Source organism: Mucilaginibacter sp. (genome assembly GCF_036383575.1).
Classification (GTDB): Bacteria; Bacteroidota; Bacteroidia; order Sphingobacteriales; family Sphingobacteriaceae; genus Mucilaginibacter.
Genome location: NZ_DASVOB010000087.1, coordinates 1 through 13,133, shown reverse-complemented (window position 1 = coordinate 13,133; position 13,133 = coordinate 1). Strand labels below are relative to the sequence as shown.

Below are 13,133 nucleotides of genomic sequence, written 5' to 3'. Positions count from 1 at the left end.
GAAGATGGCCCGATTTGGATCATTAAAGGCATTGAAAATCAATTGCCGTTTTTATTTTTTGAAGAACGTATAGCTACCCCATAATGAAACTAAAGCTTTTTTTACTTTTTATCGGCCTTGCATTCAGCGCCGGTGTATCGGCTCAACAGGGCTTCCCGTTTGATAATGAGATCAGGGCGTTTAAACACCAGGATAGCCTGAGCTTTCCGAAACAGGGCGGTATCTTGTTTATTGGGAGCTCATCTATCCGCAAGTGGACTGATCTGGAACAACGTTATGCAGGTAAGCCTATTATCAGGAGGGGAGTAGGCGGCTGCGAGTTATGGCAGGTAGCGGACTATTACACGCCCTATATCCTGTTTCCGTACAAATCACGAAAAATTTTTATTTATGCGGGCGAAAATGATATTGCTGCCGGTAAATCTGCCCAGGCCGTTGCTGCTTCATTTGCAAAACTCTGGGAATTGATCCGTCAGAAATTACCAAATGCCGAGGTGTATTTTATGTCGATAAAACCAAGCCCGGTGCGCGCTAAATATTACGATGTTGTTTATGCAGCTAACGAGTTGGTGAAAAGTTACCTGAAAGGAAAACCTAAAAGTTATTATGTTGACTTAGTGCCGTCTATTTATAAGCCAGGCACTACCCAGCCCGATTCAAGCTTATTTAATGATGATTACCTGCACTTAAACAGCAAAGGCTATGACAAATGGCAAAAGGTGCTGGATCCGTTGGTGAAATAAAATAAAAAAGGCCCCGCACCAACGGGGCCTTTACCTACTTACATATTAAACACTAAACTAAAACTTACTTATTTAAAAACGCTGTACACGTTTGTGATTTTCCAGCCGCTGCCGGTATTGGTAACAGTTACATAGTTGCTGCGGGTAAAGCTGCTGTATTTCATATCAACTTTTACTACAGCCAGGTCATTGTTGCTTTCAACTATTGAAGTGCTGGTAACGCAATCCTGCTCGGTATTTTTGTTGGCTTTTAATAAGTCAACTACTTCGGTTTTGCTAAAACTTAATACTTTAGTGCCGCGCAGCATGCTGAATTTTGCCGATTGATCCACCACTTCGCTGAAGCCTTGTATTTTGCCGCGGGTCATGGCATCTATATAAGTGTTGATGGCGTAGTTTTTGGTTAAATTATCGCCTTCTATTTTATTTGTAGCTTTTGCTGCAGTGCCTACTACTAATAAGGCTAAGCCAAGCATGATTGATTTTAAGGTTTTCATATTGTTGTTGTTTTTAAGGTTTTTAAATTCTAAATTGTTTTTATACTCATAAGACATCGCTACTATGCGTTACGTTACAGCGTATACAACTAAATATGACGATTTAACAAACATTTAACATTTTCGCATATTTTTTAGGAATGATGATGACAATATGCCGCTAAATAATACTTATGGTTGATTTTAATACCATTATTTTACAATTTGCCGAACAGGGCGAAAAAACCGGGTGGACATACATTGAAATTCCGGCAGATATTGCACAGGAAATGAAGCCCGGAAATAAAAAATCATTCCGGGTGAAAGGTAAGCTTGATGAATTTGAGGTACGCGGAATGGCATTAATGCCCATGGGTGAAGGCAATTTTATCATGGCCTTGCGCCGGGAGGTTTGCAAAGCTATCCATAAGCATCGGGGTGCTATGCTCCGGGTGCGCCTTGAGCCTGATGATGATTTTAAGTATATCATTCCCGATGATTTACAGGAGTGTTTAGAATATGAGCCCGAAGGCGGCGAGTTTTTTAATAGTCTTGCCGAAAGTCACCGTGGATATTTTATAAAATGGATTGACAGCGCCAAAACGGAAGCTACACGCGCCAACCGGATAGCGAGCACGGTTAACGCCATGGTACGCCGTATGGATTATGGGCAGATGTTAAGGGCGCAAAAAAAGGCAAGGGAGTAATAAATGACGCAAACTATGAGTATTCCTCCATTTAAACTTAACGGCCGTATCTGGTTAGAAATAGACGAAGAAAAAGTACTTGGCCATGGCCGGGTTGAACTGCTTGAGCGAATCCATGAGTCTGGCTCTATCAGGCAGGCTGCACTGCAAATGAAAATGTCATACAAACAAGCCTGGGACCTGGTTAATCACATTAACAATGGCTTCAAGCAACCGCTCGTAATCTCGAAACGAGGAGGGAAGGGAGGCGGAATAGCTTTGCTTACGCCTTTTGGACAAGAAGTTATCGGGGAGTTTAAGGAATTGCAACAAAAATTCTTTCGTTTTCTGGACGAAAACGGGAAAAAGTAAAAGTTTTATTGCTTTTATAGGCAAAAATTTCAGGATTGACATGGATGTCTGGATAATTTATCGAATCTATTCTGCATTTTTGCGTTATACTTTTCAAAACATAACGAAAATCACTGTATGAGAAAACAATTACCTATTTTAACTCTGTTTTTTATTGCTGTAATTATGTTTTGCCATAGCGATGCTATTGGGCAAACAGCGGATACAAGTAAAAGCGTATTCAACCTTGGTCAGGTAAATATTATCGGCATAAAGGATAGTGTACGGTCAAGCAAGCTGAATATTCATACCATTAATTTGTATAACCGTTACGATGTTTCACACGCGTTGAACCTGTTGCCGGGTGTTATACTTACCGCGGTAGGTCCGAGAAACGAATCGGCTATTAATGTGCGTGGTTTTGATATCAGGCAGGTACCGGTTTATTTGGATGGCGTTCCGCTTTATGTGCCTTACGATGGTTATGTGGACCTGGCCCGGTACAACACTTTTAATTTGTCTGAAATCATTGTATCTAAAGGATATTCATCCGTACTCTTCGGCCCTAATGCCGAAGGCGGCGCTATCAACCTCATCAGCCGTAAACCAGCTAAGCCATTTGAATTGGATGCTGTGGCCGGTTACCTGAGCGGCGGCTATAGGTTAAATACTAACATCGGCGGCACATTTGGTAAGTTTTATTACCAGGTATCGGCTTCTCAATTAAAGCGCGACTACTTTCCGTTATCTTCAAAATTTACGCCTGTTAAAAACGAAGACGGTGGCCATCGCGATAATTCATACAGTAACGATGTAGACGTAAGCGGTAAAATTGGCTTCACCCCAACAGCATCCCAGGAATATGCCGTTGGTTATACTTATCACCATGGCACCAAAGGCACTCCTGTTTATGCTGGCGATGATACTCAGAACTCTTTATTCAAGAATCCACGTTACTGGAAATGGCCAAACTGGGATACCCGTGGTTTATATTTATTGAGCAACAATAAACTCAACAACACAAACGTGATTAAAACCCGCTGGTATTATGATCAGTTTAAAAACGAGATAGACAGCTACGATAACGCGTCATACAATACCATCACCAAGCCTTATGCCTTCAGAAGTATTTATGACGATTATACCCTTGGTGGTAACGTAACTTTTGAAAACACCGATCTGAAAAATAACAACTTCAGCGTAGCGGCTCATTTTAAACAAGATGTTCACCGCGAACATAACGTTGGTGAACCTACACGCCGTGATGCCGATAACAACTTTTATATAGGCGCCGAAGATACTTATCATATCACATCAGCTTTGAAAGTAAACGCGGGTGTGGCTTATAACGATAGGCGTAGCACCCAGGCCCAGCAATACACTAATAATACTATCAGCGATTTGCCTGCCAACAGTAATGGTGCCTGGAACGTACAGGGCTTAATTCAGTATGATATTAATAATTTTAATTCATTAAGCTTTTCGGTGGCGCGTAAAACCAGGTTTGCAACTATTAAAGACCGTTACTCTTACAAATTTGGTACCGCCATCCCTAACCCGGATCTGAAAGCTGAAGACGCGTTAAACTACGACCTAACTTATCACCTGCTTATTAATGACAAACTATCGCTACAGTCATCAAGTTTCTATAGCCAGATCAATAACAGTATTCAAACTGTAAATAATGTCGCTGTTGATCCGGTAACCAAAACCAACCAATCGCAGGTACAAAATGTTGGTCGTGCCCGATATTATGGGGGGGAACTCGCTATTGGTTATCTAATCTCCTCACAATTTAGAGTAGATGCAAATTACACGCAGATTATACGCGATAATTTATCAAATCCGCAGATCCGTTTTACTGATGTGCCAAAATATAAAGTTTTCGCTTCGTTGCAATATTCGCCGCTTGCTAAATTGTATTTCCTGGCATCCGAAGAGTATAATTCAAAAAGGTATAGCACCAGTTATGGCACAACATCAGGAGCCTTTTACTTAACAAACGTAAAAGCTCATATTACATTGGTTAAAGGCTTTGCTATTGAAGGCGGCGTTAACAACCTTTTCGACAGGAATTACACACTGGTTGAAGGCTATCCGGAAATGGGCAGAAATTACTTTGCCAACGTGATTTTTAACTACTAATTTTAAACAATAGTAACATTAAAATCAGCGTCATTGCGAGGAACGAAGCAATCCCCGATTAGCAGAGCCGCTCTGTATAGTTCGCGATTGCTTCGTTCCTCGCAATGACGGTTTGTAAGAATCAACGTGAAGGATAACCGACAGGCAAAATATAAATTACCACTTTCTCTGCGCAAGGGCAAGGCCTGGCTTATACTATGCCTTTTGCTTGTTGTTGCCGGTTTAACAGCTTATACAGGTACAGGCCCAGTAGTACCCATGGGCGATTATGTATTTAGTTACCCTGCTAATTTTGGTAACCGGATCAATGTGCCTGCCAACAACCCTACCACCCAACAGGGTGTTTATTTGGGGCGATTGCTTTTTTACGAGCCGAAACTATCTTCAACCAATACTATATCATGCGGCAGCTGTCATCAGCAATCAAAAGCATTTACTGACGGTAAGGCATTAAGCGTAGGTGTTAATAATGGATTGGCCACGCGTAGTTCCATGTCGCTGGCTAACCTGCTGTGGGCACGCAAATTCTTTTGGGATGGCCGTGCCGTAGGGCTTGAAGAGCAGGCTGCTTTCCCGCTGACCAATCCGCATGAAATGGGGCAGGCTATATCGGTCTCGGTACAAAAGCTAAGCAACACTAAGTTGTATCCCGGTCTGTTTAAAATTGTTTACGGCGATAGCATAATAACCGGCGACCGGATAGTAAAGACAATTGCACAATTTGAACGGACGCTAATCTCTGCCAATTCGCGCTATGACCAATACCTGCGTAATGCTTATCAGCCTACCGAAGATGAACTGAAAGGAATGGAACTTTTTAACCGTGCCCCTGATCCGGAAAAAGGGATCCGCGGGGCTAATTGCACTCATTGCCATGGCGGACCTAAAACCTACCTGGAACTTTTTCACAACAACGGCTTGGATAGTATTTCAAAAGATGAAGGCATGGCCGCGTTTACTGGCTTGGTTACCGATAGGGGCCGCTTTAAAGTGCCAACCCTGCGTAACATAGCTTTAACTGCGCCGTACATGCACGATGGTCGTTTCAAAACTCTCGACGAGGTTGTTGAGCATTACAGCGAACATATTAAACAATCGGTATCGTTAAGTGCTTTTTTGCAGGGCGAATCAAACGAAGTGAGCGGCAAGTCATTAAAGTTATTACCCAAAGAAAAAAAACAACTGATAGCCTTTCTGAATATGCTCACCGATTCTACCTTTATAACCGATAAGCGCTTTGCAGATCCACATCAATCAACAAAAAGTTAAATATCATACCATGAAAAAATACGCCATTATACTGCTGTTGCTGATAGCGGGCTTAGCAACCCAGGCCCAAACAAAGGAAGCAGTAGTAAAAGTAACCGGAGAGGTAACCACCCCGCTCACCATCGGCAGTGTCGACCTGCAACAATACAAGCAAACCACTGTTACCCGTAAAGACAGGGACGGGAAAGATCATACCTATTCGGGTGTGATAGTATCTGAGATCCTGGCAAAAGCAGGTGTTACTTTAGGCCCCGAACTACGAGGCGAAAACCTTGCTAAATTTCTTTTGGTGGAAGCCAGCGATGGTTACCAGGTGCTTTTCGCCCTTGCCGAACTGGATAAAGGTTTTACAGATCGTACCATTATCCTCGCTGATAAAATTGATGGTCAACCCTTAGCCCCTGCAGATGGCCCGTTCCGCATTATTGTTCAGGATGAAAAGAAGCCTGCACGCTGTATAAAACAGGTTACAGTGATGAAAGTGATGTTTGCGAAGTAGGGTAGGTGATATTTAGTTTGAAATACTATCTTAGAAGCTGTTTAAATACGTCATTGCGAGGTACGAAGCAATAGCGAACAATACAGAGCGGATCTGCTAATCGGGGATTATTAATAATTATAATTTGATTTTATAGGTATTAATGAGCTCCCTCTGGTCGGTTGTCTTCGTCCCTCGCAATGGCGCTTTTTTATCTAAATAGCTTAATTAATTTAAACCTTTCATGATCTCATACAGCCAGGCCGTAGAGCAATTTGAAGAAGAAAAGCCGAAAATATATACTCTTAATTCAATCAGGATAGCAACGTTTTTATGCGGCCCCTTAGCTGCTGGTTATTTGGTATCACAAAACTACAAAGCTTTCGATCAGCGCGAAAAGGTAACCATAACCTGGATAATTTCTGTTCTTGCTTTGCTTGTAATTATTGGGCTGGCCGCTGTTACTTCAAGTATTGAGCGTTTTCCCAAATTTGTATTTCCATTAGCTTATGCCTGGGGCACTTTCCTGCTTGTGCAAAAGTTTCAGGGCGAACAAATGAAGTCGCATTTTGCAGTGGGTGGTAAAACTTTTACTATCTGGCGTGCATTGCTCGCCGGGTTAATTTGTTTAGTGGTAACCCTCGCAGTGATATTTGTTATTCTTTTAATGATACCAGGTGCTCTTGAAGAATAAAACGTTGCAGCACCAGAGGTGCTAAAGGTTTGTAGAAATGAAATAAACAAACCCTGTAGTGTGCCAGAGGTACACAACTTCGACGCCCCGCATCTCTGGCACAAATAATTTATTCCACCTCTTCCATCAAAGTGTTAAACATCACAAACTTTTCGTTGAATTTCTCCTGGTGGGTAGCCTGGAATTTGTGCAGGTGGTTCATATAAAACTGCTGAAAATGGTCAATGCTATCAGCATTGTATTGAATGCAATAGGTAACCCCCTCGTTAGGTGAATCAATAACAGTTAAGATCCGGTATGAGCTGAAAAGCCCGGTAGCCATTATCGCCGGGATATGAATGGTTTTAATATAGTTAAGCCATTCTTCGTGAATGGATTCTTCAAGTATTATGGTGTCGTTGTATACAATCATGCTGTAAAATTAGTTATTTAAGTTGATTGAGAGAGTAGTTGATTAGGTGAATGGTTGGCTAACTCAGAGCAATTTAGACAACCACTCACCACTCAACCTAATCAACCATTCACCGAACCTAAGACGCATCCGGTTTATCGCCCCTTAATAATCTGAAACGTTTGCGGGCTTCGTTGATCCAGAGGCTGCCGGGGTAATCAGTTATAATTTTTTGGTAATAGGTTTGAGCTATGGTTTTATCGTTCAGCCTGTTTTCGTAAATATCGCCTAACATAAATACGGCGTCATCTGCCCACAGGTCGGCAGGGTGTTGTTCAAGAATCTTCTTCAATAATGGCACTGCGCCTGCATAATCCTTTTGTTGGATCAGGATTCGCGATTTCGACATCATGATATCGTCCTCTAAACTATTATTCGGGAACTTTTTACCAATGCTGTCCAATATTGTTACTGCTTTCTCAGGGTTTTGAGCAAAGATCTGCAGATCGGCGCGGGCATACATTTTAAGCGCTGCGCCACTGCTATCGGCAGCAAGATTGTCCTGGATCAGTAACAGCAGGTTAAGTGCATCGTTTGCTATTAACTGCGACGTGGCAACCTTCAGTACATCCAATTGCCCTTTTGCCCAGGTAAAATCGCCGGTGTAATAGGCCATTTTCGCATTTCGGAATACGGCATCCTGACCAATAGCGGTACCGGGGAAATCCTTTTCAACCTGGCTGTAAAGCAGGGTAGCTTCCCATGGCTGGTTATTGAGCAGGTAAATATCTCCTAAATCAAGCTTGCAATCGGCAAGCAGGGCAGGCCTGATATCGCTAAGCTTCGTAGCTTCTTCCAGCAGTTTTTGTGCATCCTTTAGTTTGTGCAGTTTAAAGGCTTGGAGGTTGGCCAGTTTTTGCATGGCAAATGCCGTACTGCTGTTGCGGCCAAACTCAGTAAGCAGGTCGTTATAATCCTTTTCAAGTCCAAGCAGATCTTCCGGCAGGTATTTGCCCGATGTTACTTTAAGGTTCTTGGTATTGATAAGCTCAATCTTTGAGGGGATGTACAGCGGAGTAGTTTTTCCTTTGCTGATGATATACTCATATCCGCGGATGGCTTCATCATAAGCTTCGTTGGTGATGAAGGTACGGCACAGGTCATAAATGCTGTTGCCATCGTCATTTTGCCGGCGACTCAAGGCCAGCGCCTGGTTAAGGGCCAGGTCAAATTCCTTTTGTTGAAGGTATTGCCAGGTAAGCAGGTCGGCGTAAATGGTTTGCTGCGGATCTTTTTGAATACGTCTCAGTAATGCCGTTTTAAGCATGTCATAATCAGCGCTGCCTTCGTACACATTTGAAAAAGCGTTTTCTGCCTGGTTTATGAAGTTGGGGTTTTGAGGTAAAAAATTCAGGTATTCTTCGGTGAGCGATATTTTATCGCGCTTAAAACGATAGAGGTTGATAAGTTCATAGGTAAACATATTATCGTTTTTCAAAAGCTTACGCCCCTGCTGAAAAATCTTGATAGCGTAATCAATATTGGCGCTTTGGTAAAATTGTGATGCTAAGGCTGATATCTCGCCCTGATCGGCGGGGAGGCTTTTGATCAGGTCATCATAAATAGCGTCAGCCTTGCCCATATTGCCCTGCTGGGTGTAAATATTGCCAAGCATGATAGCATACTGGTGGTCATCAGCATGGCGGCGGATCAGCTTTTTGGTGATGCTTTCGGCCTCGTCAAATTTCTTAAGATTGAGCAGCGTATTTACATACACGCTGTAATAATTTTCGTTGTTTTGCTTGTATAGTTTTTGGTAAATTTCGAGCGCTTTTTGCGGTTCGCCGTTAGCATTGTATTGCTTGGCCAGCAGCAGGTCATTGTCCTGCGCAAGCAGCCGGGTGCTAAAGCAAAAAGCAAGAATAATAACAATATATAAAGCCCTCATCTGTTCAAAAATAATCAATTAATAGGATTGATTAAGCCGGTTTGCCGTATTATTTATATAACGGCATATAAGGGTAAAATTGTAGTGACATCTTGATAACATCGAACTTATTTATCTAATTTGACTCCATATAATAAAATAGGGTATTTGTAGCTATGCTTAGCCGGGTCAGATTTTTTCTTGTTGTAAGTTGCATCATCGCTTTCTTTTCCTGCAATAGGAACAAAGTAAGGCAAATACCTATTATTGACTTTTTTAAAACACCCGAAAGGAGTTTCTACCGCATCTCTCCCGATGGTAAATATGTGTCATACCTTAAGCCGTTTAAGGATAAACAGAATATTTTTATACAATCATTGGCTGATGGTAAGGAGCGGATGGTTACCCAATTTGAGGATTATTCTATCCGTGGCGATTATTTCTGGACTTTTAATAATCAGCTTGTTTTTTCGCAGGATCTTATAGCTACTGATTCGGTTAAGATGTATGCCTTTGATGTAGCTACCGATAAAAGCCGGATCATATTATCGCTCGGTAATGTAAGGGTAGGTTTGGTTAACCGGAACCGTCAACAACCTGATATCATCACTATTAAAACCAACGAGCGCGATCCCGGTAATTTTGATGTTTATCGCCTTAACGTAAAAACAGGCGAAATGAACACTTACCTGCTTAACCCCGGGAATATTACCGAGTGGTTTGCAGATCCTGATGGGAAGATCAGGTTGGAAAGAGCATCTGACGGGGTTAATGAAACCATTTTATTTCGCCCGGATGAGGATAAACCTTTTAAAGCCATTATTGAGAATAATTTTAAAAATGCAGTAAAGCCTATAGCTTTTACCGGTGTTAAAAATTATTTCTATGCGCTTTCAAACGTAAACCGCGACAAGATGGCCCTGGTTGAGATCAATGCCGAAGATGGTAAAGAAGAGCGGACAATTTTTAGCTGTAGCAAAGCAGATATCACCAGTTTTGAATACTCTAAAAATAAGCACCGTATAGAGTTTACCGGCTGGGATGAGGCTACACCACGCAAGCATTTTCTTGCACCTGATGTTGAGCAAATGTACCACACCATTCAGCAGCAGCTTAAGGGTAATGAGGTCAGGGTGGTTGACCGTGATAGCTCGGAAAATAAGTTTATACTGAATACCTATACCGACCGTAACCCCGGCTCGTATTATCTTTTTGAAAAAAGCAGTGGTAAGTTAACCAAGCTAAGTGACATAAACTCCAGCCTGGTACCGGCCGAACTATGTGCTATGAAGCCGATATCATACCATGCACGCGATGGTTTGCTGATCAATGGTTATTTAACCCTGCCCCTGGGCGATAAGAAAGATAATTACCCGGTAGTAGTTATGCCGCATGATGGGCCCTGGGGGCGCGATACCTGGGGATATGATGACCAGGTGCAGTTTTTAGCTAACAGGGGGTATGCGGTTTTCCAGGTTAATTACCGTGGCTCAACTGGGTATGGTAAAGCTTTTCGGAGTGCAGGATATAAGCAGGTAGGCGGCAAAATTCAGGATGATATTACTGATGGGGTACACTGGCTTATTGATACCAAAGTAGCCAACCCTAAAAAGATAGCCATATTTGGCGGCCGTTTTGGGGGCTTTTCGGCGCTTTACGGCGTGTCGTTCCATCCTGAACTATACAGTTGCGCTGTGGTTCAATATGGGCTTATCAACTTTTTTACCTATATCAAAGATGCACCGCCATTTGTTAAACCGTATCTAAAAATGACCTATGAGATGGTTGGCAACCCCGAAACAGATGCCGACCAGCTGCGGGCAATTTCTCCGGTTTTTCATACCGATAAAATAAAAGTACCTTTAATCATATTCCAGGGTGCTAAAGATCAGCGGGCCAATATCAGCGAGCTTAACCAGTTTGTGCGTGAATTGCGCAAGCGGAACGTTGATGTGAAATACTTTTTGAAACCCAATGAACGTGCATATTTCAGGAGCGAGCATAACCGTATGGAAATGTATGCCGAAATAGAGAAGTTTTTGGATAAGAATATGCGGGTTAAACCATAAGCCGACATGGCAGTACAGAAAAACGCCTACCGGCAAAATTTCACGTTGATCACCATATTCCTGGTGTTCATATCCATAACTTTTGTGGTAGCCTTGTTTATATCTTATAACCTCACCGCCAAGTATGTTGAAAACGAGTTTGCCTCAAAAAAAATAGAGGTGCTGGAACAAACCATCAAACCCTATAACGAGTTTTTTCAGAATAAGATCCCCGAAATAACCTCATACCAGGGCTTTCTTGATTCGGCGTCGGCAGGTAAATATGCGGCATCGGTTTTTCATGACTATGGCTTTGTGCGCCGGGTTATCTTTTATGACGCCCTCATTGGCGGCACAACCAGTATGACCGTGCGCAAAAATAATTTGAGCATTGCGGCTAAAGCGGTTTATCAGTATTGGCATGTTAACAATAAGGTTTATGGGGCTGAGCAGCGAAGAACCGTCAATGAGGATGATTTCAGGGAGATGGCCATTAAGTTGAGTAATTACGTGGCTTTTTCGGATACATCGCGGGTATCAAGCCAGGATGAACTTTTTAAAGCTTTTTGGGATGTAAAGCCCGACAAGATAAGTTATACCAACATCCTGCGCCGCGAGGATGTACGTATCTATCGCGATTTGCAGGTATTGGGGAATAAAAGAGGGGCATCATACAAACAAAATATGATGACCTTTTACCTCGACCCATACCTGATGAAGGTGAAAAATACGCACCCCGAACTTTATGAAAATGTTTCGATCACTCCTGTTGTTTATGACCCTATAGATAGCGAGGGCGATAAATTGATCACGGAAGTATCATTCCCGGGGGCTTTTTCTGATTATAAGCTGTTCTTTAGTTCGGCACAGGGATATTTAACTGCCGAGATCAACCGCCGCTTTATGCCCATCGGTGCTATCGTGTTGTTGATGACCCTGTTTTTAATGCTGATAGGCTGGCTTATTTACCGCAACCTCAACGTGAACATGAAACTGTTTAAGCTTCAGTATGATTTTATCAACAACTTTACCCATGAGTTTAAAACACCGGTAAGCGTAATTAAAATAGCCGGTTCAAATCTACGAAGCGATGGTGAGCTTACCGAAAGGCAACGCCGACATTACGGTAAGATCCTGGATGAAGAGGCTGATAAACTGAATGAGTTGATGAACAAGCTGCTTTCATTCACCCAGATCGAAAATAAATCTATTACTTTAAAACAGGAAGAAATTGACATAGAAGCTTTTATTGGCAGGTATATTGAAACCTTTAAAATAAAGTATACCGATTTTAATCTTAAATTTAAAATCAATGGGGTTGAAACTTTTTACACCGATCCGGTATTATTAGGGAGTGTTTTCCAGAATCTTATTGAAAATGCATACAAATACTCGCACCCCCAGCAAAAGGAGCTGTTTATCAATATTTCGCAGGAAAGACGCAACATTGTGTTTTCATTTGCTGATAAGGGGATAGGGATACCAAAAAATGAACTGAATAACGTTTTTAAAAAGTTTTACAGGATAGAAAATCAATACAATCAAAACGGGAGCGTTGGCCTTGGTTTGGCATTTTGTAAAGAACTGGTTAATTTTATGAACGGCGAGATAGCCGTTTACAGCAAGGTTAACGAAGGTTCGGAATTTATAGTTACGCTTCCATACGAAAATTAAGATATGAACAAAGAAATTAAAATTGCGCTGGTTGAAGATGACGAAAACCTGCGTTTCCTGGTTGCAGAGCGTTTGCAGTCAGAAGGTTATAAGGTACTGGAAGCCGGCAACGGTAACGATGCTGAAGCCATGATTCTGGCCGAACAGCCTGATATTGTACTGTTAGACTGGATGCTGCCCGGCAAACCGGGCTCGGAGGTTTGCGGTAAGATCCGCGAAAAAGGGTTCGATAAACTCATCATTATGATGAC

Annotated in this window: 13 protein-coding genes; 10 read left to right on the top strand and 3 right to left on the bottom strand. The window is 42.2% G+C overall.

The annotated features are described in order from the left end of the window. Window positions 1-83 precede the first annotated feature (83 nt). Window positions 84-743, top strand: a complete 660-nt coding sequence (locus VF500_RS03245; protein WP_330858297.1) for a GDSL-type esterase/lipase family protein — start codon at window positions 84-86, stop codon at window positions 741-743. 68 nt (window positions 744-811) lie between these two features. On the opposite strand, the gene VF500_RS03240 is transcribed toward VF500_RS03245, so the two are convergent. Further along, on the bottom strand, window positions 812-1,240 hold the full coding sequence (locus tag VF500_RS03240) for a nuclear transport factor 2 family protein (protein WP_158604187.1): 429 nt from the start codon (window positions 1,238-1,240) through the stop codon (window positions 812-814). 173 nt (window positions 1,241-1,413) lie between these two features. Here VF500_RS03240 and VF500_RS03235 point away from each other — a divergent pair, with 173 nt between their 5' ends. The 6 genes from VF500_RS03235 to VF500_RS03210 all read left to right on the top strand — a co-directional run bounded on the left by VF500_RS03235 (window position 1,414) and on the right by VF500_RS03210 (window position 6,842). Then, entirely contained in the window at window positions 1,414-1,926 is a 513-nt protein-coding gene (locus VF500_RS03235; RefSeq protein ID WP_330858296.1) for a YdeI/OmpD-associated family protein, read from the top strand. A gap of 15 nt (window positions 1,927-1,941) precedes the next feature. Continuing rightward, window positions 1,942-2,277 carry a winged helix-turn-helix domain-containing protein gene (locus VF500_RS03230; protein WP_330858295.1) on the top strand — a complete coding sequence of 112 codons (336 nt, stop codon included), beginning with the start codon at window positions 1,942-1,944 and terminating at the stop codon, window positions 2,275-2,277. A 117-nt stretch (window positions 2,278-2,394) separates the two neighbouring features. Continuing rightward, window positions 2,395-4,401 carry a TonB-dependent receptor plug domain-containing protein gene (locus VF500_RS03225; protein WP_330858294.1) on the top strand — a complete coding sequence of 669 codons (2,007 nt, stop codon included), beginning with the start codon at window positions 2,395-2,397 and terminating at the stop codon, window positions 4,399-4,401. Window positions 4,402-4,527: 126 nt separating this feature from the next. Continuing rightward, window positions 4,528-5,670: a cytochrome-c peroxidase gene (locus VF500_RS03220; RefSeq protein ID WP_330858293.1), complete on the top strand. Its 1,143-nt coding sequence runs from the start codon at window positions 4,528-4,530 to the stop codon at window positions 5,668-5,670. Between the two features lie 10 nt (window positions 5,671-5,680). After that, entirely contained in the window at window positions 5,681-6,169 is a 489-nt protein-coding gene (locus VF500_RS03215) for a molybdopterin-dependent oxidoreductase (RefSeq protein WP_330858292.1), read from the top strand. A 223-nt stretch (window positions 6,170-6,392) separates the two neighbouring features. Beyond that, a complete protein-coding gene (locus VF500_RS03210) occupies window positions 6,393-6,842 on the top strand; it encodes a hypothetical protein (RefSeq protein WP_330858291.1) in 450 nt (149 codons plus the stop codon). Window positions 6,843-6,951: 109 nt separating this feature from the next. Here VF500_RS03210 and VF500_RS03205 read toward each other — a convergent pair whose 3' ends face one another. Together VF500_RS03205 and VF500_RS03200 are read right to left on the bottom strand one after the other, a co-directional pair. Beyond that, window positions 6,952-7,254 carry a DUF4286 family protein gene (locus VF500_RS03205; protein ID WP_330858290.1) on the bottom strand — a complete coding sequence of 101 codons (303 nt, stop codon included), beginning with the start codon at window positions 7,252-7,254 and terminating at the stop codon, window positions 6,952-6,954. A 118-nt stretch (window positions 7,255-7,372) separates the two neighbouring features. Beyond that, complete coding sequence (locus VF500_RS03200) at window positions 7,373-9,181, bottom strand: tetratricopeptide repeat protein (protein WP_330858289.1); 1,809 nt, start codon at window positions 9,179-9,181, stop codon at window positions 7,373-7,375. A gap of 155 nt (window positions 9,182-9,336) precedes the next feature. Here VF500_RS03200 and VF500_RS03195 point away from each other — a divergent pair, with 155 nt between their 5' ends. From VF500_RS03195 to VF500_RS03185, 3 genes are all read left to right on the top strand, one after another. Further along, a complete protein-coding gene (locus VF500_RS03195) occupies window positions 9,337-11,229 on the top strand; it encodes a S9 family peptidase (RefSeq protein ID WP_330858288.1) in 1,893 nt (630 codons plus the stop codon). Window positions 11,230-11,235: 6 nt separating this feature from the next. Further along, on the top strand, window positions 11,236-12,882 hold the full coding sequence (locus VF500_RS03190) for a HAMP domain-containing sensor histidine kinase (RefSeq protein ID WP_330858287.1): 1,647 nt from the start codon (window positions 11,236-11,238) through the stop codon (window positions 12,880-12,882). A 3-nt stretch (window positions 12,883-12,885) separates the two neighbouring features. Continuing rightward, window positions 12,886-13,133: response regulator (locus VF500_RS03185; RefSeq protein ID WP_330858286.1), on the top strand; the 248-nt coding region annotated here is incomplete at its 3' end.

What these genes read in the sequence shown, in the direction of transcription:
- VF500_RS03240 (WP_158604187.1), bottom strand. Translation starts at nt 1,240, where the DNA reads ATGAAAACCTTAAAATCAATCATGCTTGGCTTAGCCTTATTAGTAGTA.
- VF500_RS03190 (WP_330858287.1), top strand. Translation starts at nt 11,236, where the DNA reads ATGGCAGTACAGAAAAACGCCTACCGGCAAAATTTCACGTTGATCACC.
- VF500_RS03200 (WP_330858289.1), bottom strand. Translation starts at nt 9,181, where the DNA reads ATGAGGGCTTTATATATTGTTATTATTCTTGCTTTTTGCTTTAGCACC.
- VF500_RS03195 (WP_330858288.1), top strand. Translation starts at nt 9,337, where the DNA reads ATGCTTAGCCGGGTCAGATTTTTTCTTGTTGTAAGTTGCATCATCGCT.
- VF500_RS03245 (WP_330858297.1), top strand. Translation starts at nt 84, where the DNA reads ATGAAACTAAAGCTTTTTTTACTTTTTATCGGCCTTGCATTCAGCGCC.
- VF500_RS03210 (WP_330858291.1), top strand. Translation starts at nt 6,393, where the DNA reads ATGATCTCATACAGCCAGGCCGTAGAGCAATTTGAAGAAGAAAAGCCG.
- VF500_RS03235 (WP_330858296.1), top strand. Translation starts at nt 1,414, where the DNA reads ATGGTTGATTTTAATACCATTATTTTACAATTTGCCGAACAGGGCGAA.
- VF500_RS03225 (WP_330858294.1), top strand. Translation starts at nt 2,395, where the DNA reads ATGAGAAAACAATTACCTATTTTAACTCTGTTTTTTATTGCTGTAATT.
- VF500_RS03205 (WP_330858290.1), bottom strand. Translation starts at nt 7,254, where the DNA reads ATGATTGTATACAACGACACCATAATACTTGAAGAATCCATTCACGAA.
- VF500_RS03215 (WP_330858292.1), top strand. Translation starts at nt 5,681, where the DNA reads ATGAAAAAATACGCCATTATACTGCTGTTGCTGATAGCGGGCTTAGCA.
- VF500_RS03230 (WP_330858295.1), top strand. Translation starts at nt 1,942, where the DNA reads ATGAGTATTCCTCCATTTAAACTTAACGGCCGTATCTGGTTAGAAATA.